Source organism: Amycolatopsis sp. NBC_01480 (genome assembly GCF_036227205.1).
Classification (GTDB): domain Bacteria; phylum Actinomycetota; class Actinomycetes; order Mycobacteriales; family Pseudonocardiaceae; genus Amycolatopsis.
Genome location: NZ_CP109442.1, coordinates 7,923,271 through 7,949,803 on the forward strand (window position 1 = coordinate 7,923,271; position 26,533 = coordinate 7,949,803).

Consider the following 26,533-nt stretch of genomic DNA (forward strand, 5'->3'; position numbering starts at 1 on the left):
CGCCGGGAGGACATCGTGACCAGCGACAACCAGCAGCGGCCGGCGAGGCCGATGAGCCGCCGCACCTTGCTCTACGGCGGCGCCGCGACCGTGGCGGCCGTCGCGGGCGGGCGGCTGCTCGGCTCCCGCCTCGACGCGCCGAGCCCGATCACCGTCCGGACGGCCGCCGCGGTCGTCCCGCCGGTGACCGAGGTGCACTTCGCGGCGACCGACGGCTGGGTCTCGATGCCGGCCGGCGCCCGCCAGATCCTGCCCTTCTGGCCCGACTCGCTGGCCCCGAGCCCGTTCGACCTCTACGTGTTCGGCTTCCGCGACGTGACCGGGCTGGACGACGCCACGGTCAAGGCGCAACGCGGCAAGGCCCAGATCTCCGCGCCCCTGCTGGCTTTCGACCAGGGCACCGACATCAAGCTCACTCTCACCAACCTCGGCCTCTCCCAGCGCCCCGACCTCGTCGACGGTCACACCGTGCACTGGCACGGGTTCCAGAACGCCATCCCGCTGTTCGACGGCGTGCCGGAGCTGTCGATCTCCGTGCCGATCGGCCGGGACTTCACCTACTTCTACCGCCCGCACGAGGCCGGCACGTACATGTACCACTGCCACTTCGAAGACGTCGAACACGTGCAGATGGGCATGACCGGGGTGGTGTTCGTCCGGCCCGCGCAGAACAAGGCCCCGGTCGGCGGCGACCCGCTCGGCACGAAGTACGCCTACAACGACGGCGACGGCTCCACCCGCTACCAGCGCGAGTTCGCCTTCATGCTGACCGAGATCTGGGCCGAGGCGCACTACCGCGACGCCCACATCCAGACCACCGACTGGACCGACTTCTCGCCCAGCTTCTGGACGATGAACGGCCGCTGCTACCCGGACACCCTGGTCCCGAACGGCAATCCCCTGACGACGGCGGCCGGACGTCTGCAGTACCAGCCGAACAGCTCCCTGATCACCGCCAACGAAGGCGACCGCGTCCTGCTGCGCCTGGCCAACCTCGGCTACCAGAACCACTCGCTGACCGTCGACGGGATCACGCTGACCACCGTCGCCAAGGACGCCGCCCCGCTGGTCGGCCGGGACGGCAGCCAGCACTACCTGACCGGCAACAGCGTCGAGGTCGGCCCGGGGGAGAGCCGGGACGTGCTGTTCACCGCGCCGTCGCCGGGCACCTACCTGCTCTACGACCGCGACTACGGCTTCTTGAACAACGGCGGAGGCGGCGGTTACGGCGGCCAGATGACCGAGATCCGGGTCAGTCCCGCCGGCACCCTCGGCCCGCAGACCATCCCCAACACCTGAGCAGGACACACACCATGAACCCGACGCGCTCGCCCCGCTTCACCACCGCGGCCCCGGTCGTCCTGGCCGTCGCCATCGTCGTCGCGCTCACCATGCCGATGCCTTCGGCGGCCGCGGCGACCACCGACGGACTGCCCTGCGAAGCCAACTCCGCCAACACGTTCTCCCTCGACGCCAAGGCCGGGTACGTGTCCACACCGGACGGCAACTCGATCTACATGTGGAGCTACTCCTCGAGCACGAAGGCGTTCCAGCTGCCCGGTCCGATGCTCTGCGTGGACTCGGGGGTCACGGTCACCGTCGTCCTGCACAACACGCTGCCGGAGGCCACCTCGATCCTCTTCCCCGGCCAGCACCACCAGCGGGCCGACGGCCATCCCGCGCAGCCGCAGGCCGACAGCACCGGCCTGACTTCGCTGACCGACGCGGCCGCGCCGCTCACGGGTTCGGTGACCTACACCTTCACCGCCGGCTCGCCGGGCACCTACCTCTACGAGAGCGGCACCGACGTCGCCAAGCAGCGTGAGATGGGCCTGTCGGGTGCGCTCGTCGTGCGCCCGCCCGGGCAGCCCGACCACGCCAACGGCCGCGCCGACTCGGCGTTCGACCTCAACCGCGAGTACGTCTACCTGCTGTCCGAAGTGGACCCCGACCTGCACCTCGCCGTCGAGCGCAAGCGCGCCTTCGACGTCACCAAGACCAAGGCGCGGTACTTCTTCATCAACGGCCGCAGCATGCCCGACACGATCGCGCCCACCGGCGCGGCCTGGCTGCCCAACCAGCCCTACGGCTCGCTGGTGCACCTCAAGCCCTTCGTGCCCGGTGACCCGAACAGCAGGCCCGCGCTCGTGCGCTACCTCAACGCCGGTTCGGTGAACTACCCGTTCCACCCGCACGGCAACGACCAGCGCGTGATCACCGAGGACGGCCAGCCGGTGCAGGGCGCCGGCGGCAGCGACGCCTCCTACGACAAGTTCCTCATCGACATCGGGCCCGGCCAGAGCGCCGACACCCTCGACCAGTGGGTCGACGCCGAGCACTGGAACGGTGAGACCAACCCGATCCCGGTCCCGCTGCCGCAGCTGCAGGACCAGATCGTCGGGCCGGGCACGGAGACGTGGTTCAGCGAGAACCCGTACCTGGGCGGCCAGCCGGGCGAGGTGCCCGCGGGCGTCGTCCGCAACAACCAGTGCGGCGAGTACTACATGGTCGCCCACAGCCACGCACTCGAGCAGGCCACCAACTACGGCGCGAGCTTCGGCGGGATGATGACCCTCGTGCGCATCGACCCGGCCGCCGGGTGCCCGTCATGACGACCCCGGGCCGAGAGGACAGGACCATGCGCAGCAGCACCCGCCGCTCGGCCGGGAGAGCGGCACTCGCCCTCGCGGCCGCCGGACTGACCGTCGTCGTCCCGCATCCCGCCGCGGCCGCGGTCACCGCCCCGGCGGCGATCCCGCTCGCCCACGCGGCGACCCCGCAGGGCGCCCTGCCGACGACCGGCTGCACCACCGCCGGCACCGCGGCGACCTGCGAGCTGTACGCCAAGCCCGGCACGCTCACGGTGTCCAGCATCGCCATCCCCATCTGGGGACTGTCCTCGACGGACACCGGCGTGCCCGGCACGCCGGGGCCGGTGCTCGTGGTCACCGAAGGCGCCACCGTGACGGTCAACGTCCACAACGGACTTCCCGGCGCGTTGAGCCTGGCGGTCCCCGGCCTGCTCGGCGGCGCGGACGACCGGGCCGGCGCCGCGCCCGGAGCCACCAAGTCGTACACGTTCACGGCGAACCGTGCCGGTACCTATCTGTACGAGGCCGGGCACACGCCCGACGGCGCCCGGCAGACCGCGATGGGCATCGCCGGCGCGATGATCGTGCGTCCCGCCACCGGTCCCGGAACCGCGTACGGAACAGCGTTCGACGACGAGACCGCGCTCGTGCTGTCCGAAGTGGACCCGGCGCTCAACGCCGACCCCGCGGGCTACGACCTGCGGAAGTTCCAGCCGGTCTACCGCCTGATCAACGGCAAGGCCTACCCGGAGACCGACCCGATCGCGACCGCCGCTGGGCGCCGCGTCCTGCTCCGGTACGTCAACGCCGGCCTGTCCGCCCACGCGATGGGCACGCTCGGCACCGAACAGTCGGTGCTGGCCAAGGACGCCCGGCCGAGCGAGGCCCCGTACCTCAAGGTCTCCGACAGCATCGCGGCCGGGAGCACCGAAGACACCCTCGTCACCGTGCCCCCTCCCGAAGACGGCCCGAAGTTCGCGGTGTACGAGACGGCCGGGCGGCTCGACACCGCCGGCCACCGCGTCGGGACCACGACGACCGTGGCCTTCGGCGGCATGATGACGTTCCTCGACACCGGTGCGGCGCCGTCCGGCACCGACACGGCCGGTCCGGTCACGCAGAAGCTCGCCGCGGCACCCTCGACGGCGACCGCGCTGCAGACGGTGACGCTCACCGCCGACTTCACCGACGTGCCCAACGGCGGCTCGAACGTCACGCGCGCCGAGTTCGTCGTCGACGACCCGGCGATCGCCGTGGGCACCGGAACGCCCTTCACCGGCACGTTCGGCGGGCCCACGGTGACCGGTGCCCAGGCGACCCTGAACCTGGCCACCCTCACCCCGGCACTCGCGGCGGGCAAGCACGTCGTCTACGTCCGCGCCCTCGACTCCCAGGGCAACTGGGGCGTGGTGAACTCCGTGGTCCTGACGGTCAGCAGCTCCGGGCCGGTCACCAGCGGCGGGTCCCTGACCCCGGCGACGGGGAACGGCTCGGCCGCGGTCGTCGTGTCCGCCACCGGTGACGACTCCCTGCTCGGCGGCACCGTCGACCAGGCCGAGTACTTCCTCGGCACGCAGGGGGCGAACGGCACCGGCAGCCCGCTGGCGCTGAACCCCGGCACCGTCGTCGCGGAGTCGGCGACCATCCCGGCACTCACGCTCGCGGCCCTGCCCGAGGGCCCGGTCACGGTGTACGCGCACAGCCACGACTCCTTCGGGCTGTGGGGACCCGCCCAGGCGCTGCCGTTCACGCTCGACCGGACGCCGCCCGCGATGACCAGCGGCATCGTCGAACCGAGCCCGAACAACGGCACCGCCGGGTCGCCGGTCGACCCGACGTCGATCAAGGTCACCGCCGCGTTCGCCGACCCGGTGACCAACGGTGTCAGCACCGCGATCACCGCCGCCGAGGGCTTCCTGGACAACCCGAACGGCGTCCCGGGCACCGGGCTCATGTTCGTCGCGTCGGACGGCTCTTTCAACGCGACGGCCGAAAGCGCGTACGGCCTCATCCCGCTCAGCCAGCTGACCGGGATGACCGAAGGCCCGCACCAGGTCTACGTCCACGCCAAGGACGCGGCCGGGAACTGGGGCCCGTACGCCCCGCTGACGCTGGTGGTCGACCGCAGTGGTCCGGTCCTCAGCGCCGCGAGCGCGACCCCGAACACGGTCAACCGGACCACCACCGGCGTCACCCTGGCCGCCACGGCGACCGACAACCAGACCGCGGTGACCGCCGCGGAGTGGTTCGACGGCGCCGACCCGGGCAAGGGCCTCGGGCACCCGATGACGGTCACGGCCACCGGACCGAAGACCGCGAACGCCGGGGTCGTGGCCGGACCGGGCGGGTTCGCCGTCGGCACGCACGTCCTGTCGCTCCGCGCTCGTGACGCCGCCGGCAACTGGGGTGCCACCGTGACGGTCACCCTCACCGTCACGGCTCTGAGCAACATCGTGTTCTCCGACGGCTTCGAGTCCGGGAACACCGGTGCCTGGGCGACGGCGACCGGCCCGGTCGCCGTGCTCCCCGGCTCCGCGCTCAGCGGAACGCAGGGACTGCAGGCCACAGGCGGGGGAGCGGCGCCGGCGTACCTCACCGACCCCACCCCGCTCAACGAGTCCGCCTACCACCTGCAGTTCCAGTTCCGGCCCGACACCCTGGCCACCGGAACCGGCACGGTGAACCTGGCGGCCGGGCTGTCGGCGACCGGTCAGCAGCTGTTCGTCGTGCAGTACCGCAAGTCCACCGGCGCGGCCCAGGTGCGGCTCGGCGTGCGGCGCAGCACCGGCGTCGTGGCCTACACGCCGTACCTGACGCTGGGCACCGGGGTCCAGACGATCCGGGTCGACTGGGCAGCGGGGACGTCGACAACGCACAAGCTGACCGTCGGCACCGCGAGCCAGCAGCTCACCGGCGTCAACACCGGCACCGTCCGGCTGGACGCGCTCTGGCTCGGCCTTTCCGGCGGCGGTGCCGCCACCACCGGGGCGGCGTCGTTCGACGCGGTCCTCTCCACCCGGTTCACGCTGCCCTGACCCGCCCGACGCGAGGAGAACGACGATGTTGCAGAGGAAACTGGGCGAGTGGTGGCGGCGCGGCGCGGTCCGGATCGCGGTCCTGACGATACTGGTGCTGACCTTCGCGGCGGCGCTGACCTGGCGGGTCGAGTCGACCGCCGGTGCCGGCAAGCCGTATCAGGTGCCGCAGGACCGGCAGCTGGAAAGCAGCCTCGGGATCCGGATCGCGCAGGCGGCGGTGGTCGCCGACGGCGGCATCGTCGAGCTGCGCTACACGGTGCTCGACGGGCAGAAGGCGTCGAAGTTCCAAAACGACGTCCACCACCCGCCGGTCCTGCACAGCGAGCGGCGCAAGGGCGACGTATACCGGGCCGCGCTGATGAAGCAGGGCCACGAGCTGCGGCCCGGCCAGACCTACTACATCCTCTACCTCAACAACGGCAACGCGATCCGCAGCGGCGAGACCCTCGAGGTCGAAGCCGGCGGCGCCAAGCTGCAGCACGTCCCGGTGCGGTGACCCGGTGGCCGGACGGATGCGGGTGCGGGCGGCGGTGCTCGCCGGGTCGGTGGTCGCGGCGGCGGGGTTCGCCCTCCTGTCGGCGGCGCCGGCCTGGGCGCACGCCGAGCCGATCGGCACGGTGCCCGCCGACGGGTCCACTGTGGACAGTTCGCCGCCGTCGATCGAGATCCGGTTGAGCGAGCCGGTGGAGACCGCCGCGACGAAGGTCTCCCTCGTGGACGGCGGCGGGCGCACCCTGCCCACTTCGCCCGCGGAGCTGCTGCGGACCGCCGGGGCCGGACCGGAGGAACCGGTCACCCTGCGGATCCCGCTGCCGGTGCTGGCCCCGGACGCCTACCGGCTGTCCTGGACGACGGTGTCGAGCGACGACCTCCACACGACCGCCGGCACCCTGGTCTTCGGCGTGCGGCGCGCCGTGGCGCCCGCCGCGGCGGGCGCGCCCGCCGATCCGCTCCCGGCCCTGGGCGAGGTGCTCGCCCAGGCGGCGATCTACGTCGGGTTCGGCGGCTGGATCGGGTCGATGGTGCTGCTGTTCCTGCGTAAGCCCCAGGACGGACCCAGCCGTCCGGTGCGCGCGCGGTTGCTGCGCACCGGGGCGGTCGCGGCCGTCGTGGGGTTCGTCGGCGGCGTCGCCCTGATGCTGGTGCGGGCGGCCGTGTTCGGGCCCGACCTCGCCCGGGTGGCGTGGCAGCTGGTCAGCGGCACGACGGCCGGGCCACCGTGGGTGGTCCGCGAGGTCGTCGCGCTGGGCATGGCGGCCGTCTCGGTCAGCGCGCTGCGGCGGGGGTCGTTGCCGAGGCGGCCCGCGGCCGTCGCGGTGCTGGTGCTCGCCGCGGCCGCGGCGAGCACCACGGCATTGCTCGGGCACCTCGGCCGGTCCGGGCCGCTGCTGCTGCTCGCCGACGTCCTGCACATCCTCGCGACCATGACCTGGGCCGGAACGGTGGTCGTCGCGGGCGTCGTCCTGGTCGGTCTGCGGGGGCAGCGCGAGCAGGCCCGGGCGATCCTCCGCCGGTTCGGCCTGGTCGCGACCGGCGCGCTGATCCTGCTGGTGGCGACCGGACTGCTGCTGGCCGGGGACCGGGTGGCTTCCCTGGACGCCCTCCTCCTGTCGACCTACGGCCGGATCCTCCTGCTCAAGGCCGGGCTCGTCGCCGTCGCCGCACTGGCCGGTCTCGTGACGACCCGCAGCCTGCACGGGCGCAGGCAGGATCCGGGCCGGACCCGGCCCGCCGTCCGGGCCGAGACGGCGGTGCTGGCCGGAGTCCTCGTCGTCACCGCGGGACTGGTGTCGACCCACCAGGCGAGCGGGGTGCAGTGGCGGCCGCCGGACCCCGTGGCCTCGCAGAACTCGCTGACCGCGGACGACCTCGTCGGCACCGTCGAGGTCCGGCCCAACCTGCCGGGCCGCAACTTCGTCACGGTGAGCCTGTTCGACACCCGGCGCCCCGCACCCGCGCCGGTCCAAGCCGTCACCGTGGTCCTGCACGGACCCGGCGGCGCCACGGTGACCCGCACGGCGATCCCGGCCGGCCCCGGCTCCTACCTGCTGGCCACCGACGACCTGGCGGACAGCGGGCCCTGGTCGATCACCGTCACGGCACACCGTCCCGGCTTGGCCCCGGCGACCGCGACCCTGCCGTGGACGGTGCCACCGGCGGCGGTGTTCACCCGGCCGACGGTGTTCTCCGGTGCGCCGTTGACCGGCTACACCGCGTGGGCAGCCGTCGTCGTGCTGCTCCTGGGCGCCGCCGCCCTGCGGCTGCTGACCCGGCGTACGGCGCGCCGGGTCCGCGAGGCCGAACGGGCGCCGGTGCCATGACGGCGGCGCGTGCCGGGTTCTCGATTTCGGTGACGGAGGACGACCATCAGGTCGCCGTCCGCCTCGCCGCTCCCCTCGACGAAAACGGCAGCAGCCCGGTCGCCCTCTGCCTGACGCCGTTCGTCCTCCTGACGCCCGGCCGCCCGGTCGTACTCGGCCTGACCGAGCTCACCACGCTCCACGACGCCGGCGTGGAGACCCTCGCCGAATGGGCGGAACTCGCCGCACACCGCCAGTGCGACCTTCAGTTCGTCACCGTTGACGAGGACGACCTCCGGCCGCTGCCCCTCGCCGGCAGCACTTCTCGCCGGCCTCGAATCGCCGGCGCCCGATCGGGAAGTGGTGAGTCCGGCCGGCGGTGAGGGACGGCCGGCCCGCCATGAGCCGTGGGGGCGAACAGGCCCAGCCGCCGGCGCACCGGCCGCCGGCCGGTGTCCGGTTGACTTCCTCGATCACAGCGCCTCCTTTCCCTACGTTCGCGTACCCGTTTCGCCGGTGGCCAAACCGCAGCCGCTCAAGGCCGGCTCAGCAGCCGGGCAGAAGGCTTCTCTGCCCGAGCGTCGGCGAGGCCACGCGCCCGTTTCAGCGCCGCGGTTATGGTGCGCCCGCCGCGGTAGGCAGCAGGCACCCGAGGATCCACATAGGACGACCGGCGCACGGCGGGGTATTGCCGAGCGCCTCCGAAACCACCCGCATCACTGGGGATTCAGTGCATTTGCCAGCTCTCTCGGAAGCCGACGGCTCTGCCGCGGTGAACGCGGCCGCCGCCGGCACCGTGGCGGTCCGGGTGCTGCGCGACTCCGGGCACGGCCGCGGCAAGACGGTCCTGATTAGCCCTGCGCGATAACGGGCAAACCGCTGTGGGGCCGCGGGTCCGCATGCAGGCGCGCGGCTCAAAGTCCCGCCGGGTCCAACCGCGCGGCCCGGCGGGGCGCCGTCCTGGTTCGTCGTGAGCAAGCCTGGTCGGTTGGCTCACCGGGCGAGCTGGCAGCGCTCAGCAAGTCTGCTGCCCAGGCACGTGCCGCGTACACCGCCGCTCCGCGGTGACCCGGAGCCGGAGCGATGACGCATCTCTCCGGCGTCGAGTTCGACTGTCCACAACAGACAGCGCACGATCGCCGCCGACCCGCTGCCCCGAGCTGCCAGTTCCGGCTGACAGCTCGGGGCCGTCGTCATCGCCGCCCTGCTCCGCCAACGCTGCCCGCACTCGCGGGTCGAGATCGTCGATGTCCACCGGAGCGCACCCATCCGTCGCCACGGCGGTGATGCGACCTCGCCGGGCTGCGGCCCCGCTCGTTCGGAGACCAGGACGGCGCAGCGTTGCACGAGGTCGCGCAACACCGACGAGCGCGTGGCCGCGGTGCCCGAGGCCAGTTCGCTGAGCACCAGCGCGACCTGCTCGAAGTCGCCCTCGCGGGTGCGGCCACCAGTTGGTCCGCGCCGGCGTTCGCCTGGGTCATCGGTTCGCCGGCTCGGCCACCTGGTCCCACAGCGAGCCCGGTCTTCCTCGGGGGTCCGTGTAGCGGTCCTTCGCGCGGGTAACCCCTGCGGCAAAGGAGGCTTCATGACTGAGACAGTCGGCGACTACCTGCTCCGGCGTTTGCGGGAGTGGGGCGTGGCTCAGGTGTTCGGCTATCCCGGGGACGGGATCAACGGCATCGTCGCGTCGTTCGGGAGGGCGGGCAACGATCCGCGGTTCGTGCAGGCCCGGCACGAGGAGATGGCCGCGTTCGAGGCGGTCGGGTACGCGAAGTTCAGCGGTGCGGTCGGGGTGTGCCTGGCCACGTCGGGACCGGGCGCGATCCATCTGCTGAACGGGCTTTACGACGCGAAGCTCGACCACGTGCCGGTGGTGGCGATCGTCGGGCAGACCGCGCGCAGCGCGATGGGCGGCAGCTACCAGCAGGAAGTGGATCTGCAGGCGCTGTACAAGGATGTCGCCGGGGAGTACCTGGTCGAGGTCAACGTGCCCGAGCAGCTGCCGAACGCACTCGACCGGGCTTTCCGCAGCGCGCAGGCGACACGAGGGCCCGTGGCGCTGATCATTCCGGCGGACTTGCAGGAGCAGGAGTATTCGCCGCCGCAGCACGCGTTCAAGCAGGTGCCCTCCAGCAAGCCGGGGACGGCGTGGCCGCGACCGGTCGCGGCCGAGGCGGATCTCGACGCGGCGGCGGATGTGCTCAACGCGGGGGCGAAGGTGGCGATCCTGGTCGGGCAGGGCGCCCGGGCCGCGGCGGCCGAGGTCCGCGAAGTCGCGGACGTCACCGGCGCGGGCGTGGCGAAGGCGTTGCTGGGCAAGGACGTGCTCGGCGACGACCTGCCGTATGTGACCGGTGCGATCGGCCTGCTGGGCACCCGTCCGAGCTATGAGCTGATGCGCGATTGCGACACGCTGCTGATCGTCGGTTCCAATTTCCCGTACAGCCAGTTCCTGCCCGATTTCGGCCAGGCCCGCGCGGTGCAGATCGACCTGGACGGCCGGTTCATCGGCCTGCGTTACCCGACCGAGGTCAACCTGGTCGGCGACAGCGCGGCGACGTTGCGGGCCTTGTTGCCGAAACTGCGGCGCAAGGAAGACCGTTCGTGGCGCGACACCATCGAGAAGAACGTCGCCTCGTGGTGGGACACGGTCGAGCGGGAAGCCGCGGTGGCCGCCGATCCGGTCAACCCGATGGCGGTCGTGTCCGAGCTGTCCCGCCGGATCCCGGAAAACGCGCTCGTGACGGCGGATTCCGGCTCTTCGACCAACTGGTATGCCAGGAATCTGCGGGTCCGCGGCGAGATCCGGAGCACGCTGTCCGGGACCTTGGCGACCATGGGTCCCGCGGTGCCCTACGCGATCGGGGCGAAGTTCGCGTACCCGGATCGGCCGGTGATCGCGCTGGTCGGCGACGGCGCGATGCAGATGAACGGCCTGGCCGAGCTGATCACCATCGCCCGCTACCGGGACCAGTGGAGCGACCCGCGGTGCGTGATCTGCGTCTTCCACAACAACGACCTCAACCAGGTCACCTGGGAGCTGCGGGCGATGGGCGGGGCGCCCAAGTTCGAGGAATCGCAGCGCCTGCCCGAGGTGGACTACGCCGGTTTCGCCCGTTCTCTCGGGTTGACCGCGGTCACGGTGGAGCGGCCGGAGCAGTTGGGCGCGGCGTGGGACGAGGTGCTTGCCGCGGATGGCCCCGCGCTGCTGGACGTGCGCTGTGATCCGGAGGTGCCGCCGATCCCGCCGCACGCGACGTTCGAGCAGATGAAGTCGGCCGCCCAGGCCGTGCTGAAGGGCGATCCCCACGCCATGCACCTGATCGTGCAAGGAGTGAAGACCAAGCTCCAGGAGTTCGTGCCGGGACGGCCGGACAAGTGACCCTGCGGCCTCCGGCAGCCGACCGGGCGACGGCCGCCGCCTACCGCGTGCCCGCTCCCTCCGCGGAAGCCGACGGCACGCCGGAGTTTCGGCGAGAACCAGGTCTCCGTCCCGGATCGGGCCACTGGCCGTCATACCCGGCCCCCAGGAGACCGCGCCGGTCGGCCGGATCGCCGCGATCGACGTCCTTGTGGTAGCCACGGGCGACCGTGGCTCGCGACGGTTGCCCGTCCGGAGCGCCCGCGCTACGGTCATTTGGTCACGGTTCAGCCAACAGCCGTCCCTCGAAAGGCCGAGGCGCAGGTCGCCCGGTTTCGGAGGTGGCCGCCACTGCGGATGCCTCCCGTGCGTTTCCAGGAGGCATGCTCGTGATCGAAAACCAGTCCATGTCGGTCGAACTCGCCGCGGCCGCGGACATGGTGGTGGTCTGCGCGGACGGGATCACCACCGTGACCGTGGCCGGCGAGATCGACCTCAGCTTCACCGACCGGCTGTCCGAACAGCTCGCCGCCGAGCTGGACTTCGCGCCCCGGGCACTGATCATCGACTTGACCCCGGTCAGCTTCTGCTCGTGCCGGGGGGCTGGCCGTACTGATGGCCGCCGCTTCCCGCGCGCGGGAAGCGGGTGTCCCGTGCGTGATCGCCGCCGGGCAGCGCGCGGTCGTACGGCCGATCCGCCTGCTGGGCCTCGACCGGGTGCTGCGCCTGTGCCCGGCAGTCGCCGACGCGCGCGAAGCGGTAGGCGAAGGGCCCGCGGTGCCTGACCCGAGGACCTACACCGACACGAGACCGGGCGGAAATGAGCACGCTGGGCCGGGTGAAGCCTGAACGGGACCACGACCCGCACCGCCGGGAAGGTGCCGCTCGTGCGCTTGCCGCAAGGCCTGCGGGTGCCTGCGGAGGTGCAGGCAGCCAGGGAAATCATGAGCACGGGTGTCGGCTGCGTCGCCGAGTCCGCGTCGGTGTTGGACGTGGCCACGCTGATGGCGTCGGAACGGATGGGCGCCGTGCCGGTGTGCGGTGAGGACGGGCGGCTCAAGGGGATGGTCACCGACCGGGACATCGTGGTGAAGGTGCTCGCGGAGGGCAAGGACCCGCGGGCGCTGCACGCTTCCGAGCCGGCGCAGGGAGAGGCCGTGACGATTGGCGCGGACGACGCCGAGGAGGTCGTGCGCACCATGCCGAGCCACCGGGTCCGGCGTCTTCCGGTGATCGACGGGCACCGCATGGCCGGCATCGTGGCGCAGGCCGACGTGGCCCAGCCGAGGTCGAGGCGATCTCCGGGGCCGAGGATCAGGACCAGGATGCTGTAGGCGGCGACGCCGGCGAACCACACGGCGGCGAAGGAGAAGATCGCCGCACCGTTGTAACCACGGGACGCCGGCAGCCCGAGTACGGGCATGATGTTGAGCACCGGGCCGACGCTGAAGACCTGCAGGGTGTAGGTGCTGGTGACCGCAAACGTGGCTCCACGTCGGTGCGCGACTCCATCCATCACCCGTGCCTGGCCGGCCGCGCTACGGGATCAGCTGACCACGACGGTGTACCGGGACTGGGGGAGCAGCTCGCCGATCACCGGGTACCCCGGCACTTCGCCCGCGACGAGCAGGCCACCCGAGGTCTGGGCGTCGGCCAGGAGCAGGGCCTCGTCTTCGGTGACGCGGGTGAGGTCGGTGTGCGGGCGGACCCAGTCGAGGTTGCGGCGGGTCCCGCCGCTCACATGGCCGGCGGCCAGCGCCTCGCGGGCGCCGTCGAGGTAGGGCACGGCCGCGGGGTCCACCCGGGCGGTGACTCCGCTGGCGCGGGCGAGTTTGTGGAGGTGCCCCAGCAATCCGAAACCGGTCACGTCGGTGGCGCAGACGGCGCCGGCGGCCAAAGCGGCGCGTGAAGCGTCGGCGTTCAGGGTGGTCATGGTCTCGATGGCGTTCTCGAACCGTTCGCCGGTGGCTTTGTGCCGAGAGTTGAGCACGCCGATGCCGAGCGGCTTGGTCAGCGTCAGTGGCACGCCGGGACGGCCGGTGTCGTTGCGCAGCAGACGATCCGGGTCGGCCACACCGGTGATGGCCAGGCCGTACTTCGGTTCGGGATCGTCGACGCTGTGGCCGCCGGCCAGGTGACAGCCCGCCGCGGCGCACACGTCCAGGCCACCGCGCAGGACTTCAGCGGCGAGTTCGAACGGGAGGACGTCGCGGGGCCAGCCGAGGAGGTTGACCGCGACCACGGGGGTGCCGCCCATCGCGTAGACGTCGGAGAGGGCGTTCGCGGCGGCGATGCGGCCCCAGTCGTAGGCCTCGTCGACGACCGGGGTGAAGAAGTCGGTCGTCGCGATGAGGGCAGTGCCGTTCGGGAGGCGCACCGCGGCCGCGTCGTCGCCGTGGTCGAGCCCGACGAGAAGCTCGCCCACCGGCTTCGACGGGGCGCGCCCGGTGAGGCCGCGGACCACTTCTTCCAGCTCTCCCGGCGGGATCTTGCAGGCGCAGCCGCCGCCGTGGGCGTACTGGGTCAGGCGGTGGGTCATCCGCGCATTCTCCTCGTGGTGCGGGAACGCCGCGACCTTGGCAGGATGACGGGATGTCCCAGGGAGGCGTCTCCGGCCTGGTGGCCGGCGCGGTCTTCAAAACCGTTGAGCGGCAGGTACTGCCGCTGGCGGGTTCGATTCCCGTCCGCCTCCGCCACCGGGCCCGGCCGTGACCGACCCGCGCCGCGCGATCCCGCGCACCGACGCGCTCCTGACCGACCCGCGGGTGGCGAAGGCCGCGGAAACACTGGGCCGGGAGCTGGTCAAGCGCGTGGTTTCCGAAGCCCAGCGAAGGGCCCGTGCCGGTGAAATCGCGCCGGCACAGGTTCTCGACGAGGTGGTGGCGAAGCTGCCGGGCCGGGCCTCGTCGCTACGGCCGGTGGTGAACGCGACCGGCGTGGTCGTCCACACGAACCTCGGCCGGGCCCCGCTGTCGCAGGCCGCGCTGGACGCCGTGGTGGCCGCAGGCGGCAGCACGGACGTCGAGTTCGACCTCACCGATGGAAGCCGCGCGCGCCGGGGCCGGGGCGCACTCGAAGCGCTCGCCGCCGCCGTGCCCGCGGCCGGCGGAGTGCACGTGGTCAACAACAACGCCGCCGCGCTGCTGCTGTGCGCGCTCGCCTTGGCCCCGGGGCGGGAGATCGTGGTCAGCCGCGGGGAGCTGGTGGAGATCGGCGACGGGTTCCGCATCCCGGAGCTGCTCGCCTCGGCCGGCGCCCGGTTGCGGGAGGTCGGTACCACCAATCGCACCCGGCTCGCCGACTACGCGGCGGCGATCGGGCCGGAAACCGGGTTCGTGCTCAAGGTGCACCCCTCCAACTACCGGGTCACCGGGTTCACGGCCGAGGCGTCGGTCGCGGAGCTGGCGAGGCTGGACGTGCCGCTGGTCGTCGACATCGGCTCCGGCCTGCTCTCCCCGCATCCGCTGCTGCCGGACGAACCGGATGCGGCGACGGTGCTGCGCGATGGCGCGGACCTGGTCACCGCCAGCGGCGACAAGCTCCTCGGCGGCCCCCAAGCCGGGCTGCTGCTCGGGAAAGCGGAGCTGGTGGACCGGCTCAGGCGGCATCCGTCAGCCCGCGCGATGCGCGTGGACAAGCTGACTTGGGCGGCGCTGGAAGCCACCGTGCGCGGGCCGCTCCCGCCGGTCCGCACGGCGCTGGAGGCCGATGCGGCGACGTTGCGACAGCGGGCCGAGGCGATCTGCGAGGCGTTGCGGCGAGCCGGTGTCGAAGCCGAACCCGTCGACTCGGTCGCCGCGGTCGGCGGCGGGGGAGCGCCCGGTGTCGAGCTTGCCGGCGCCGCGGTGAGCCTGCCCGCGCGGTACGCGGCGGCGCTGCGGCTGGGCGAGCCCGCGGTCGTGGGCCGGGTCGTGCGGGACCGGTGCCTGCTCGACCTGCGTACCGTCGCCCCCGGGCAGGACCCGCTGCTGACCGACGCCGTGCGCCGATGCGGGTGATCGCGACCGCGGGGCACGTCGATCACGGCAAGTCGACGCTCGTGCGCCGGCTGACCGGGATGGAACCCGACCGCTGGGCGGAAGAGCGGCGCCGCGGCCTGACCATCGATCTCGGGTTCGCGTGGACGGAGCTCGGCGGCGAGGAGGTCGCGTTCGTCGACGTGCCGGGGCACGAGCGGTTCGTGCCCACCATGCTCGCGGGCACGGGGCCGGTGCCCGCGGTGGCGTTCGTGGTGGCGGCCGACGAGGGCTGGATGCCCCAGTCGGCCGAGCACCTGGCCGCGCTCGACGCGTTCGGGGTGGCGCACGCGCTGCTCGTCGTCACCAAGGCTGACCGCGCCGATCCGGCGCCCGCGACCCGTGCGGCGCTCGCGGAGTTCGCCGGGACCTCGCTCGGCACGGTGCCCGCCGTCGCGGTGAGCGGCACGACCGGTGCCGGCCTCGACGAGCTGCGCGCGGCCCTGACGCGCCTGGCGACGGCGCTCCCGGTGCCCGATCCGGACGGCGACGTGCGGCTGTGGCTCGATCGCGCGTTCACCATCCGGGGAGCGGGCACAGTCGTGACGGGGACCCTCGGGGCGGGCACGATCGCGGTCGGCGACGAGCTGGTCCTCGGCGGGACCACGGTGGGTGTCCGCGGGCTGCACGCCCTCGGCACGGCCCGCGAACGGGTCAGCGGCGTCGCCCGGGTGGCGGTGAACCTGCGCGGCGTACCGCGTGAAGCCGCGGCTCGGGGTACGGCACTGCTCACGCCGGACGCGTGGCGCGCGACGGAGGTGGCCGACGTCCGGCTGCGCGGCGCGGAAGAACTGCACCGCGAAGCCGTGCTGCACCTCGGCACGGCGGCGGTCGCGGTCCGCGTCCGTCCATTGGGGACGGACACCGCGCGCCTCACCCTGCGCCGGCCGTTGCCGCTGCGGGCCGGCGATCGCGGGCTGCTGCGGGACCCGGGTGAGCACCGGATCGCGGCGGGCGTCACGGTGCTCGACGCCGACCCGCCCGGGCTCACCCGCCGGGGGGCCGCGCGGGCCCGCGCGGCGGAGCTGGCCGCGCCCGACCAAGCCGAAGCCCGCCTGCGGCGCCAAGGGTTCGCGCGGGAACAGGAATTCCGGGCGCTCGGTCTCCGGCCCACCGGGGAGCGGGTCGGGGGCTGGCTCGCCGATCCGGCCCGGCTCGCGGCGATCCGCGCGGAAGCGCCGGAGGTGGTGGCCGCGTGGGGCCGGGAGCACCCGGTCGCGGCGGGGATGCCCACCGAGGAGCTGCGGCGGCGTCTCGGGCTGCCCGCCGCGGAGCTGTTGCCCGCCGTTCTCGGTGACCTGGCGGTGGCCGGAGGCGTGGTACGGCGGCGCGACGCGGGGCTCACAGCTCCGGTCGAAGCCGCGCTCGCCGCGCTGGACAAGCACTTCTCGGAACATCCGTTCCGCGCGCCGGAGGCTGACGAACTGCGCGCACTCGGGCTGGGCAGACGAGAACTGGCCGCGGCCGTGCGGCTGGGCAGGCTCACCGCCGTCGCCGAAGGGGTCGTGCTGGGTCCGGGCGCCGAGGCCCGCGCCGCCGCGGCGCTGGCCGGGGTCGAGCAGCCCTTCACCGTCTCGTCGGCACGGAGGGCGCTGGACAGCACCCGCCGCGTGATGGTCCCGCTGCTCGAACGGCTCGACGCGGCCGGGCATACCGAGCCGCTGGGCGACGGGCGCCGTCGCGCCGTTTGAACTGCGCACCACGGGGTACCGGACTAGCGTGCGAGACATGAGTTTCCGGCGGTGGATCGAAGGCTGGCCGGTGTACCGGCAGCTGACCGGTCCCGACCGGACCGCCCGCGGGGCCGCCGCCAAGTCGGACGGCTCGCGGGAGTGGCACGCCCGCACCGAGGACGCCGATCGGGTCGTGAAGTCCGTCTGTCCCTATTGCGCCGTCGGCTGCGGCCAGAAGGTGTACGTGAAGGGCGGCCGCGTCACGCAGATCGAGGGCGATCCGGATTCGCCGATCTCCCGCGGCCGGCTCTGCCCGAAGGGCTCGGCCAGCAAACAGCTCGTGACCAGCCCGAGCCGGGTGACCGAAGTCCTCTACCGCCGCCCGTACGGCACCGAATGGGAGCGGCTGCCGCTCGATCGGGCGATGGAGATGATCGCCGACCGCGTCCTGAAGACCCGCGCCGAGACGTGGCAGGACACGGACGGGAACGGGGTCCCGCTGAACCGCACCCTGGGCTTCGCCAGCCTGGGCGGCGCGACGCTGGACAACGAAGAGAACTACCTGATGAAGAAGCTCTACACCGCGCTCGGCGCGATCCAGATCGAGAACCAGGCCCGTATTTGACACTCCGCCACGGTTCCCGGTCTGGGGACCTCCTTCGGTCGTGGGGGCGCCACGACGTTCCAGCAGGACCTCGCCAACGCCGACTGCATCGTGATCCAGGGCTCGAACATGGCCGAAGCCCATCCGGTCGGGTTCCAGTGGGTGATGGAGGCCAAGGCCCGCGGCGCGAAGATCATCCACGTCGACCCGCGGTTCACCCGCACCAGCGCGGTCGCGCACACGCACGCGGCCCTGCGCGCGGGCTCGGACATCGCGTTCCTGGGCGGGCTGATCCACTACGTCCTCGACCGTGGGCTGGACTTCCGCGACTACGTGCTGGCCTACACCAACGCCGCGGCGATCCTGCGCGAGGACTTCCGGGACACCGAGGACCTCGACGGCCTGTTCTCCGGCTACGACCCGGAGCGCAAGCAGTACGACGTGTCCACCTGGGCGTACGAGGGCGTCGGCACCCTGCCCGCGGCGGGCAGCGGTGAGGCCGAGCTGCCGGGCGAACAGCACCATGGCGGCGAAGGCCACCAGTCGTCGGCACGCGCCGAGTCCTACGGCAGCGGCGGCGCCGCGATCGGCGGGAAGCCGCGAGAGGACAAGACCCTGCAGCACCCCCGCTGCGTCTACCAGGTCCTCAAACGGCATTTCTCCCGCTACACGCCCGAGATGGTCGCCGACATCTGCGGTGTCCCGGAGAAGCAGTTCCTGGAGATCGCCGAGGCCGTGACCGCCAACTCGGGCCGGGACCGCACCACCGCGTGGGTGTACTCGGTCGGCTGGACCCATCACACCGTGGGCGCGCAGTACATCCGCACCGCGTCGATCCTGCAGACGCTGCTGGGCAACATCGGCCGCCCGGGCGGCGGGATCCTCGCGCTGCGCGGGCACGCCAGCATCCAGGGCTCCACGGACATCCCGACGCTTTTCAACCTGCTGCCGGGCTACCTGCCGATGCCGCACGCGCACCAGCACTTCGGGCTGGACGAGTACGTGGCCACCGACGCCGGGGCCACCGGCTTCTGGGGCAACATGCGGTCGTACACGGTGAGCCTGCTCAAGGCCTACTGGGGCGACGCTGCCCAGCCGCACAACGACTTCCGCTTCGGGCACCTGCCGCGCCTGACCGGCGACCACGGCACCTACGCCACGGTCAAGGCGCAGCTCGACGGCGAGTGCAAGGGCTACTTCCTGGTGGGGGAGAACCCGGCCGTCGGCTCGGCGAACGGCAAGATGCAGCGGCTCGGGCTGGCCAACCTGGACTGGCTCGTGGTGCGCGACCTGCAGCTGATCGAATCCGCCACGTTCTGGGAGAACGGCCCCGAGATCGAGTCCGGGGAACTGGCGAGCACCGAGATCGGCACCGAGGTGTTCTTCCTGCCGGCCGCCGCGCACACCGAGAAGGACGGCAGCTTCACCAACACCCAGCGGTTGCTGCAGTGGCACCACAAGGCCGTCGAGCCGCCCGGCGAGGCCCGCAGCGACCTGTGGTTCTACTACCACCTCGGCCGGATGATCCGGGAACGGCTGGTGGACAGCACGGAGCCCCGCGATCTGCCCGTGCAGGAGCTGACCTGGAGCTACCCGACCGAAGGCCCGACGGCGGATCCGTCGGCGGAGTCGGTGCTCGCCGAGATCAACGGCCACGGTCCCGACGGCCCGCTCTCGGCCTACACGCAGCTGAAGGACGACGGCTCCACCTCCTGCGGCTGCTGGATCTACTGCGGTGTCCGCGCCGACGGGCACAACCACGCCGCGGACCGGAAGCCGGGTTCCGAGCAGGACTGGGTGGCGGCCGGCTGGGCGTGGGCGTGGCCCGCGAACCGGCGCATCCTCTACAACCGCGCGTCCGCGGACCCCGACGGGAAACCGTGGAGCGAACGCAAGAAATACGTCTACTGGGACGAGGAGTCCGGCCGCTGGACCGGGCCCGACGTGCCCGACTTCGAGCCGGCCAAGCGCCCGGACTACGTGCCGCCCGAGGGGGCGAAGGCGCAGGACGCGCTCGGCGGCGCGGACCCGTTCATCATGCAGACCGACGGCCGGGCCTGGCTCTACGTCCCGGCCGGGCTGGCCGACGGGCCCCTGCCCACGCACTACGAGCCGTTCGAGTCCCCTGTGGACAATGGCCTCTACGGTCAGCACGACAATCCGGCCCGGCAGACCCTGCGGACGCCGAGCAATCCGTACAACCCGGCCCGGAGCGCGGTGTACCCGTACGTGTTCACCACCTACCGGCTCACCGAGCACCACACCGCGGGCGGGATGAGCCGCACGCTGCCGTACCTGTCGGAGCTGCAGCCCGAGTTCTTCTGCGAGGTCTCGCCCGAGCTGGCGGCCGAGCGCGGGCTGGAGAACCTCGGCTGGGCCACGATCGTCTCGGCGCGCACCGCGATCGAGGCCCGGGTCCTGGTGACGTCGCGGATGAAGCCGCTGAAGGTGCGCGGCCGCACCATCCACCAGGTCGGGCTGCCGTATCACTGGGGCTCCAACGGGCTCTCGCGCGGCGACCCGGCCAACGACCTGCTCTCGGTCGTGATGGACCCGAACGTGCACATCCAGGAAGCGAAGGCGGCGACCTGCGACATCGTCGCGGGCCGCCGGCCCCGCGGCCGTGGCCGGCTGGACCTGGTCGAGGACTACCGGAGGAGAGCGGATGGCTGAGTACGGCGCACAGCCCCGGATGGGGTTCTTCACCGACACCTCCGTGTGCATCGGGTGCAAGGCGTGCGAGGTCGCCTGCAAGGAGTGGAACGAGGTGCCCGGGCGGGACCTCGACCTGCTCGGGATGTCCTACGACAACACCGGTGACCTCGGCGCGAACGCGTGGCGGCACGTCGCGTTCATCGAGCAGCCCGTCGCGGCGCCGCCGGTGCCGGCGGTCGAGCTGGGGATGCCCACGGTGGGCGCGCCCGCGCAGAACGGCGATTCCGGCGTCCGCTGGCTGATGTCGAGCGACGTGTGCAAGCACTGCACGGACGCCGCCTGCCTCGACGTGTGCCCGACCGGGTCGCTGTTCCGTACCGAGTTCGGGACCGTGGTGGTGCAGGAGGACATCTGCAACGGCTGCGGCTACTGCGTGCCCGCGTGCCCCTATGGCGTGATCGAGAAGCGTGAGAGCGACGGGCGCGCCTTCAAGTGCACGCTCTGCTACGACCGGCTCGGCGCGGGCCTCGAGCCCGCGTGCGCGAAGGCGTGCCCCACCGACTCCATCCAGTTCGGCGAGCTGGACGAGCTGCGCGAGCGCGCCGCCGCCCGCGTCGAAGACCTGCACGGCACCGGAGTGCCCGAGGCGCGGATGTACGGACACGACCCGGACGACGGGGTGGGTGGCGACGGCGCGTTCTTCCTGCTGCTGGACGAGCCCGAGGTGTACGGCCTGCCGCCCGATCCGGTGGTGACGACCCGGGACCTGCCGCAGATGTGGAAGCGGGCGGCGGCCGCCGCCCTCGGCGTCGCGGGCGCGCTGGCCGTGTCGTTCCTGGGCGGGCGCCGATGAGCCCCCGTGGAGACCGGCCGATGGTCGCGCCGGCCGAGTTCACCTCTTACTACGGCCGGCCGATTCTCAAGGAGCCGGCGTGGAAGCAGCCCGACGTGCCGCTGTACCTGTTCCTGGGCGGCATGGCCGGCTCTTCGGCGTCGATCTCGGTGCTGGCGGACCTGACCAGGCGCCCCGGGCTGGCGCGCGTCGGGCGGCTGGCGGCGGCCGGCGGCGCGGTGGCGAGTGTGGTGGCGCTGATCCACGACCTGGGGCGGCCGACGCGGTTCCTGCACATGCTGCGGGTGCTGAAGCCGACCTCGCCGCTCTCGGTGGGCTCATGGATCCTCGCACCGTTCTCGGGCCTGGCGTCGGTGGCCGCGGGATCCGCCGAAACCGGGCTGCTGAAGCCGATCGGCACACTCGCCGGAATCGCGGCGGGCGTGGCCGGACCGGCGATGTGCACCTACACCGCCGTGCTGCTGGCCGACACCGCCACGCCGTCGTGGCACGAGGGCCGGCGCCTGCTGCCGGTGCTGTTCGCGGGCAGCGCGGTGACCAGTGGCGCGGGGATCTCGCTGATCGCGGCGCCGAAAGCCGAGACCGGGCCGGTCGTGCGGGCCGCGCTGGCCGGCGCGGCGGCGGAACTCGTGGCCGCGCACCAGCTGGAGCACAGCCTCGGCCTCGTGTCCGAGCCTTACCGCACCGGCCGCGCGGGCAAGCTCCTCAAGGCCGCCCGCGGGCTGACCGTCACGGCTGCCGGGCTGTCACTGGCCGCCCGGCGGAGCAAGGCCGCTGCCGTGGCGAGCGGGGCCGCGTACCTGGCGGCCGGGCTGTGCACCCGGTTCGGCGTGTACCAGGCCGGCGTGGAGTCGGCTCGCGACCCGAAGTACGTCGTGGTGCCGCAACGCGCCCGTCTCGACGGTCAGTGAGCCTCGATCGCCGCTCGGGCCAGGGCCAGCTCCTCACGGGATTCGATCGCCAGTACCGGGACTGCCGCGTCGGCGGGGCTGATCACGGCGTCGTGCTCACGGCCGGTGGCCAGGCCGCCGTGGATGCCGAGCACGCCGAGGCCGTCCGCGATGGCCTCGGCGACTTCCGGCTGGTCCCAGCCGATGTCACCGGTGAAGACGAGGGCGTCCACGCGGTCGAGGCTCGCCGCCATGGCCGCGAGTTCGCGGCGCGCGCGGTGCTCGAAGACCGCGAGGGCGAAGCGGGCCTGTTCACCGTCGTCGCGCACGAGGTCGCGGGTGTCGTCCGAGGTGCCGGAAAGGCCCAGCAGCCCGGAGCGGTGGTAGAGGCCGTCTTCCAGCTCTGCGGCGTCCAGGTGGCCTTCGCGCAGCAGCCACAGCAGCGTCCCGGGGTCGGCGGTGCCGGACCGCTTGGCCATCATCGTGCCTTCCAGCGGGGTGAAGCCCATGGAGGTGTCGACGCTGCGCCCGCCCGCAACCGCGGTCACCGAGCAGCCACCGGAGAGGTGGGCCACCAGCAGGTTCAGCTCGGCGGGCGGGCGGTCGAGCAGCTCGGTGGCGCGGCGGGCTGAAGACTCCTTTCTCCTGTCCGGCGCACCGGGTTCGCTCCCCTTCGTCCTAGCCTGGCAGGGTCTCGCCGCCGAGCGGTGCGATGATCTCGCCGCTGTAGTACGAAGAAAGCCGGTTGGCGGCGAGGAACACATAGGACGGTGCCAGGTCGTCGGGATGCGCGGCTCGTTCGAAGGGCGCTTGCGAGCCGAACTTCTCCACCTTCTCCGGTGGGAAGGTCGAGGGGATCAGCGGTGTCCACACCGGACCCGGCGCCACGCAGTTGATCCGCACCCCGCGGCCGGCCAGTGCCTGTGCCATGGCGTACGTCCAGGCGTGGATGGCGCCCTTGGTCGCCGAGTAGTCGATCAGGGTCTTGTTGCCGCGCAAGCCGTTCACCGAACCGGTGTTCACGATCGCGGCGCCCTCGCCGAGGTGGGGGAGCGCGGCCTGGGTCACCCGGAAGTAGCTGTGCATGTTCACGTCGAAGGTGTGGAGCCACTGCTCTTCACTGAGATCCTCGGGCCGATCGACCGGCCACTGGGTCGCCGCGTTGTTCACCAGCAGGTCCAGCCCGCCGAGGTACCGCACCGCGTCGGCGACGACCTCCGCGCAGTGCCGCGGCTTGCCGAGATCACCCGGCAGCAGCACGCATTTCCCGCCCGCGGCCGTCACCTTTTCCCGGGTGTGCTCGGCGTCCTCGTGCTCGTCGAGGTACGCGATGGCGACGTTCGCGCCCTCCTTGGCGAAGGCGATCGCGGTCGCGCGCCCGATTCCGGAATCACCGCCGGTGATCAGCGCACGTTTCCCCTCGAGCAACCCGCGGCCCTCGTAGTCCTCCATGGTGTCCCGCGGCCGGGGGTCCATCCGCGCGGTCGTCCCGGGCGGCTCCTGCTGCTGCGGTGGTTGCTGCTGTGTCACGATCGCTCCTTGGTCGGGTGGGTACTGTGCGAGCGGCGGCGTTCGCGCTGCCGGGGGTGCTTCGCACGGACGGTGACTCAGGAGGCCTTCAACGCTGCCTCCAGGTCGTCGCGCGTCATCTTCGAGCGGCCCTTGAGGTCACGGTCCTTGGCCAGCTTCTGCAGCTGGGCCTTGGACAGCCCGGCGAGGTCCGGTGTCCCGCGCTTCGTGGACCGGCCTCGCCGCCCGTCCCGGTCGCGCAAGCTCTTGGACAAGGCTTCGAACAGGTCGACGACCTTCGTGTCCTCTTCCGGTTCCGCTGCCGGCGTCACCGTCCCACCGGCCTTCTTGGCGTCGATGAGGTCGCGGACCCGTTCGTTGTAGGTGTCGTGGTACTCCTGCGGCCGCCACCGCTCGGTCATCGCGTCGATGAGCCGGACAGCCATGTCGATCTCCTTCCCGCTCGTCTTGGCGTCCGCGGGGAGCAGGGGGACCTCCTTCGCCGGGTCACGCACGTCCGCCGCGAAATGCAGGGTATTGAGCACCAGGACGCCCTTCCCGGACCGGACGAGCGCGAGGTGTTCACGGCCGTGCAGGGCGAATTTCGCGACCGCGGCCTTGTCCCGCTGGCCGAGGGCTTTGACGAGCAGCACGTACGGCCGCTCGGCGTCCTCTTTGGCCGGTGCGAGCCAATACGTGCGGTCGAAGTAGATCGGGTCGACTTCCGCCAGGTCGACGAAGCGTTCGACTTCGAGCGAACGCGACCGGCCGGGCGCCGCCTCGTCGAGTTCCTGCTGCTCGATCAGGACGTACTCGCCGTCTTCGAGCTCGTAGCCTTTGACGATCTCCTGGTAGGGCACCTCGTCGCCAGTCCGCTCATTGACCCGGCGGTACCGGATGCGGTCCTGCGTGCCCTGCTGGAACTGGGTGAAGTGCACGGTGTGGTCGTCAACGGCCTTGTACAACCGCACTGGCACGCTGACCAGGCCGAAGGCCAGAGATCCCTGCCAGACCGGACGCATCCCGCTACTCCCTTCGCTGACCGGTGAGTACCCGGTGCCGGGTGCCGTCACACGGCGTTCGGGCCGGTCCCGTCACCCGTCGCGCAGGGCGTCCGCGACCGAGCCGCCCGCTTCGTCGGCCTGTTCGCCTGGATCCGGGTTCGCTCGGCGGTCCGGCACGCTCTCCGGCGGGGCGACGGGCTCGACCGGCTCGCCTTCGCGCAACTCGGCCGGCGTTGTGCCGTATCGGCTCGCCGGGCTCAGCTGTTCGGCCGGTTCGACACCGGCTTCCAACGGGTCCACGCGCAGGTCGTCCTCGTCCAGCAAGTCGCCGGTGCCCGCCTTGAAAGCCCAGCCCGGCACGCCGATCCGAACGCCCGCGAGCGAACCGTCGCCCGTGCCGTCGCCGTCGCCGGTGCGGCGGGCAACCTGACTATCCGCGCGCTGGCGTTCGCTGAGCCGCACCGTGTCGCGCACCAGGTCGAATCCGAGGCTGACTGACTCGGCCTGATCGGCATGGCTATGGGACTCGCCGCGAAGCATCACGTGGAGACCGGGCTGGGCGTTGAGTCGGAGCCCCTGTCCCACCACCGGCAGGGCAGGCAGGCTCCTCAAGGCGGCTCGTGCTCGGACGGCGGAGGGTGCGGGGCTGTCGCTGGTAGCGCGCCGTAACCGAGCGGCGGGGGCGGCGTACTTGGCGGCCGGGCTGCCGGCCAAGGACCCGAAGCACGTGGTCGCGCCACAACTCGGACGCCTGCGGGCGCTCGGCGTCGCCGGACGGTAGTGCGCCGCCTGGTCAGCGGCGGGGGAGTACGCAGAATTCGTTGTCCTCCGGGTCGGCGAGGACGATCCAGCGGTCTCCCTCGGCTTCGTCGACCAATTTCGCGCCGAGCGTGACGAGCCGCTCGACTTCGTCGCGCTGCTCGATCGAGGTGGGCGCGATGTCCAGGTGGAGCCGGTTCTTGACCTGCTTGACTTCCGGTACCGGCTGGAACAGCAACGAGGGCCGGCCGGGCGATTTCACCTCGACATAAGTCACGCCGTGGTTGTCGGTCCAGCGTTCGGTCTGCTGATAGTCCAACGACTCCCGCCAGAATTCGGCAAGGGCGTCGGGTTGCCGACAGTCGAACGCGACGGCGATCATCCGGGTAGTCATCCCTTCACCATGACAGCGTCACCTCCGGGACGCCGGGCGAAGCCTGTTTGTCGGCGCTCCCGTCGGGTAGCCGGAGTGAGAAGCCATACACAGCGCGAAAGGGGCACGGAGCATGTCCGGTGAGAAGACGATCGTCCGACGTTTGCTGGAGCGGGCCGGCCCGACCTACGCCGCCGAAGCTGGAATCAGGCTCGCCGACAAGCCGTCGCCTCTGTACCGGCTGCTCGTGCTCTCGACGCTGCTCTCGACCCGGATCAGTTCGGGCATCGCCGTGACTGCGGCGAAGGAGCTGGCGGCCGGCAAGCTGACCACACCGCGGGCGATGGGGGAGGCGAGCTGGCAGGACCGGGTCGACGCGCTGGGCCGTGCGCACTACAAACGCTATGACGAGCAGACGGCGACGGCACTGGGCTCCGGCGCGGAGATGCTGTTGGAGCAATATTCCGGGGACCTGCGCAAGCTCCGAGAGGAAGCCGGCCGAGACCGGGACGAGATCGGCAGGCGGCTGCGGAAATTCTCCCGGGTCGGGCCGGTCGGGGCCGACATCTTCTGCCGGGAGGCTCAGGTCGTCTGGCCGGAGTTGCGGCCGTATCTGGACAAGAAGGCTTTGGACGGCGCGAAACGGGTGGGGCTTCCTCAGGACGCCGTCAAGCTCGCCCGGCTGGTCGAGGATGAGGACACCGCCTTGCTCGCGGCCGCGCTCGTGCGGGTCGCGCTCGACCGGGAGCTGGCCCGGGACGTCACCGGTGCCTGACCCACGGCGCTGGGAGTCCTGGCCGGCAGGCGCGATGTCGTCGACCACGGCCGCGGCGAGACCGCGGATCTCGCGGTGCCGGGTGGCGAGCCGGTGGCGGTCGCGTCGCGCCGTACACAGCCGGCCATGGCG

21 protein-coding genes, 1 tRNA gene and 1 pseudogene are annotated in these 26,533 nt (G+C 72.1%); 17 read left to right on the forward strand and 6 right to left on the reverse strand.

The features are described 5' to 3' along the window. Positions 1-15 precede the first annotated feature (15 nt). The 10 genes and pseudogenes from OG371_RS37295 to OG371_RS37335 all read left to right on the forward strand — a co-directional run bounded on the left by OG371_RS37295 (position 16) and on the right by OG371_RS37335 (position 12,624). Complete coding sequence (locus OG371_RS37295; RefSeq protein ID WP_329060655.1) at positions 16-1,299, forward strand: multicopper oxidase domain-containing protein; 1,284 nt, start codon at positions 16-18, stop codon at positions 1,297-1,299. 14 nt (positions 1,300-1,313) lie between these two features. Next, positions 1,314-2,612, forward strand: coding sequence for a multicopper oxidase domain-containing protein (locus OG371_RS37300; RefSeq protein ID WP_329060657.1), 1,299 nt, complete (start codon positions 1,314-1,316; stop codon positions 2,610-2,612). A gap of 26 nt (positions 2,613-2,638) precedes the next feature. Then, positions 2,639-5,626, forward strand: coding sequence for a multicopper oxidase domain-containing protein (locus OG371_RS37305; RefSeq protein WP_329060659.1), 2,988 nt, complete (start codon positions 2,639-2,641; stop codon positions 5,624-5,626). A gap of 25 nt (positions 5,627-5,651) precedes the next feature. Further along, entirely contained in the window at positions 5,652-6,125 is a 474-nt protein-coding gene (locus tag OG371_RS37310; protein ID WP_329060661.1) for a hypothetical protein, read from the forward strand. Positions 6,126-6,129: 4 nt separating this feature from the next. After that, positions 6,130-7,950, forward strand: coding sequence for a copper resistance CopC/CopD family protein (locus tag OG371_RS37315; protein ID WP_329060663.1), 1,821 nt, complete (start codon positions 6,130-6,132; stop codon positions 7,948-7,950). Next, positions 7,947-8,312: a hypothetical protein gene (locus OG371_RS37320; protein WP_329060665.1), complete on the forward strand. Its 366-nt coding sequence runs from the start codon at positions 7,947-7,949 to the stop codon at positions 8,310-8,312. Before OG371_RS37315 ends, OG371_RS37320 begins: the two co-directional genes overlap by 4 nt. A 1,202-nt stretch (positions 8,313-9,514) precedes the next feature. Then, positions 9,515-11,311 carry a thiamine pyrophosphate-requiring protein gene (locus OG371_RS37325; protein WP_329060666.1) on the forward strand — a complete coding sequence of 599 codons (1,797 nt, stop codon included), beginning with the start codon at positions 9,515-9,517 and terminating at the stop codon, positions 11,309-11,311. Between the two features lie 416 nt (positions 11,312-11,727). Then, positions 11,728-11,829 (forward strand): annotated as a pseudogene (locus OG371_RS47545) (hypothetical protein); the annotation flags it as partial. A 76-nt stretch (positions 11,830-11,905) separates the two neighbouring features. Next, positions 11,906-12,139 carry a hypothetical protein gene (locus tag OG371_RS37330; protein WP_442876027.1) on the forward strand — a complete coding sequence of 78 codons (234 nt, stop codon included), beginning with the start codon at positions 11,906-11,908 and terminating at the stop codon, positions 12,137-12,139. A 74-nt stretch (positions 12,140-12,213) separates the two neighbouring features. Next, a complete protein-coding gene (locus OG371_RS37335; protein WP_329073376.1) occupies positions 12,214-12,624 on the forward strand; it encodes a CBS domain-containing protein in 411 nt (136 codons plus the stop codon). A gap of 212 nt (positions 12,625-12,836) precedes the next feature. Here the strand turns inward: OG371_RS37335 and selD are convergent, their stop codons facing one another. Beyond that, positions 12,837-13,829 (reverse strand): selenide, water dikinase SelD, encoded by a 993-nt coding sequence (gene selD, locus OG371_RS37340; protein ID WP_329060668.1) that lies wholly within the window; start codon positions 13,827-13,829, stop codon positions 12,837-12,839. A gap of 62 nt (positions 13,830-13,891) precedes the next feature. Between selD and OG371_RS37345 the strand changes: the two genes are divergently transcribed. From OG371_RS37345 to nrfD, 6 genes are all read left to right on the forward strand, one after another. Then, a tRNA-Sec gene (locus OG371_RS37345) sits at positions 13,892-13,986 on the forward strand. A 12-nt stretch (positions 13,987-13,998) separates the two neighbouring features. Then, positions 13,999-15,288, forward strand: a complete 1,290-nt coding sequence (selA, locus tag OG371_RS37350) for an L-seryl-tRNA(Sec) selenium transferase (RefSeq protein ID WP_329060670.1) — start codon at positions 13,999-14,001, stop codon at positions 15,286-15,288. Then, the gene (gene selB / locus OG371_RS37355; RefSeq protein ID WP_329060672.1) at positions 15,279-16,997 is read left to right on the forward strand and encodes a selenocysteine-specific translation elongation factor; all 1,719 of its coding nucleotides are present in this window, start codon (positions 15,279-15,281) and stop codon (positions 16,995-16,997) included. The genes selA and selB overlap by 10 nt, the downstream gene beginning before the upstream one ends. Before the next feature lie 37 nt (positions 16,998-17,034). After that, entirely contained in the window at positions 17,035-20,256 is a 3,222-nt protein-coding gene (fdh, locus tag OG371_RS37360; RefSeq protein ID WP_329060674.1) for a formate dehydrogenase, read from the forward strand. After that, on the forward strand, positions 20,249-21,091 hold the full coding sequence (locus OG371_RS37365) for a 4Fe-4S dicluster domain-containing protein (protein WP_329060676.1): 843 nt from the start codon (positions 20,249-20,251) through the stop codon (positions 21,089-21,091). Before fdh ends, OG371_RS37365 begins: the two co-directional genes overlap by 8 nt. A 20-nt stretch (positions 21,092-21,111) precedes the next feature. Continuing rightward, positions 21,112-22,002 carry an NrfD/PsrC family molybdoenzyme membrane anchor subunit gene (nrfD, locus tag OG371_RS37370; RefSeq protein ID WP_329060678.1) on the forward strand — a complete coding sequence of 297 codons (891 nt, stop codon included), beginning with the start codon at positions 21,112-21,114 and terminating at the stop codon, positions 22,000-22,002. Here nrfD and OG371_RS37375 read toward each other — a convergent pair. From OG371_RS37375 to OG371_RS37395, 5 genes are all read right to left on the reverse strand, one after another. After that, complete coding sequence (locus OG371_RS37375; protein WP_329060680.1) at positions 21,996-22,745, reverse strand: hypothetical protein; 750 nt, start codon at positions 22,743-22,745, stop codon at positions 21,996-21,998. The two genes, nrfD and OG371_RS37375, sit on opposite strands and share 7 nt — an antisense overlap. Further along, the gene (locus OG371_RS37380; RefSeq protein ID WP_442876201.1) at positions 22,660-23,457 is read right to left on the reverse strand and encodes an SDR family oxidoreductase; all 798 of its coding nucleotides are present in this window, start codon (positions 23,455-23,457) and stop codon (positions 22,660-22,662) included. The genes OG371_RS37375 and OG371_RS37380 overlap by 86 nt, the downstream gene beginning before the upstream one ends. Positions 23,458-23,588: 131 nt before the next feature. Beyond that, entirely contained in the window at positions 23,589-24,512 is a 924-nt protein-coding gene (gene ku, locus OG371_RS37385) for a non-homologous end joining protein Ku (protein ID WP_329060683.1), read from the reverse strand. 72 nt (positions 24,513-24,584) lie between these two features. Continuing rightward, positions 24,585-25,034, reverse strand: coding sequence for a hypothetical protein (locus tag OG371_RS37390; protein ID WP_329060685.1), 450 nt, complete (start codon positions 25,032-25,034; stop codon positions 24,585-24,587). A 253-nt stretch (positions 25,035-25,287) separates the two neighbouring features. Then, positions 25,288-25,647 carry a VOC family protein gene (locus OG371_RS37395; protein WP_329060687.1) on the reverse strand — a complete coding sequence of 120 codons (360 nt, stop codon included), beginning with the start codon at positions 25,645-25,647 and terminating at the stop codon, positions 25,288-25,290. A gap of 112 nt (positions 25,648-25,759) precedes the next feature. On the opposite strand from OG371_RS37395, the gene OG371_RS37400 reads away from it, so the two are divergent. Then, the gene (locus OG371_RS37400) at positions 25,760-26,401 is read left to right on the forward strand and encodes an endonuclease (protein ID WP_329060689.1); all 642 of its coding nucleotides are present in this window, start codon (positions 25,760-25,762) and stop codon (positions 26,399-26,401) included. Positions 26,402-26,533: the final 132 nt, after the last annotated feature.

Coding starts and splice junctions, on each gene's coding strand:
- OG371_RS37300 (WP_329060657.1), top strand. CDS start 1,314: ATGAACCCGACGCGCTCGCCCCGCTTCACCACCGCGGCCCCGGTCGTC.
- OG371_RS37305 (WP_329060659.1), top strand. CDS start 2,639: ATGCGCAGCAGCACCCGCCGCTCGGCCGGGAGAGCGGCACTCGCCCTC.
- OG371_RS37310 (WP_329060661.1), top strand. CDS start 5,652: ATGTTGCAGAGGAAACTGGGCGAGTGGTGGCGGCGCGGCGCGGTCCGG.
- OG371_RS37320 (WP_329060665.1), top strand. CDS start 7,947: ATGACGGCGGCGCGTGCCGGGTTCTCGATTTCGGTGACGGAGGACGAC.
- OG371_RS37325 (WP_329060666.1), top strand. CDS start 9,515: ATGACTGAGACAGTCGGCGACTACCTGCTCCGGCGTTTGCGGGAGTGG.
- OG371_RS37330 (WP_442876027.1), top strand. CDS start 11,906: ATGGCCGCCGCTTCCCGCGCGCGGGAAGCGGGTGTCCCGTGCGTGATC.
- selD (WP_329060668.1), bottom strand. CDS start 13,829: ATGACCCACCGCCTGACCCAGTACGCCCACGGCGGCGGCTGCGCCTGC.
- selB (WP_329060672.1), top strand. CDS start 15,279: ATGCGGGTGATCGCGACCGCGGGGCACGTCGATCACGGCAAGTCGACG.
- OG371_RS37365 (WP_329060676.1), top strand. CDS start 20,249: ATGGCTGAGTACGGCGCACAGCCCCGGATGGGGTTCTTCACCGACACC.
- nrfD (WP_329060678.1), top strand. CDS start 21,112: ATGGTCGCGCCGGCCGAGTTCACCTCTTACTACGGCCGGCCGATTCTC.
- OG371_RS37375 (WP_329060680.1), bottom strand. CDS start 22,745: ATGTGTTCCTCGCCGCCAACCGGCTTTCTTCGTACTACAGCGGCGAGA.
- OG371_RS37380 (WP_442876201.1), bottom strand. CDS start 23,457: ATGGACCCCCGGCCGCGGGACACCATGGAGGACTACGAGGGCCGCGGG.
- ku (WP_329060683.1), bottom strand. CDS start 24,512: ATGCGTCCGGTCTGGCAGGGATCTCTGGCCTTCGGCCTGGTCAGCGTG.
- OG371_RS37390 (WP_329060685.1), bottom strand. CDS start 25,034: ATGCTTCGCGGCGAGTCCCATAGCCATGCCGATCAGGCCGAGTCAGTC.
- OG371_RS37395 (WP_329060687.1), bottom strand. CDS start 25,647: ATGACTACCCGGATGATCGCCGTCGCGTTCGACTGTCGGCAACCCGAC.
- OG371_RS37400 (WP_329060689.1), top strand. CDS start 25,760: ATGTCCGGTGAGAAGACGATCGTCCGACGTTTGCTGGAGCGGGCCGGC.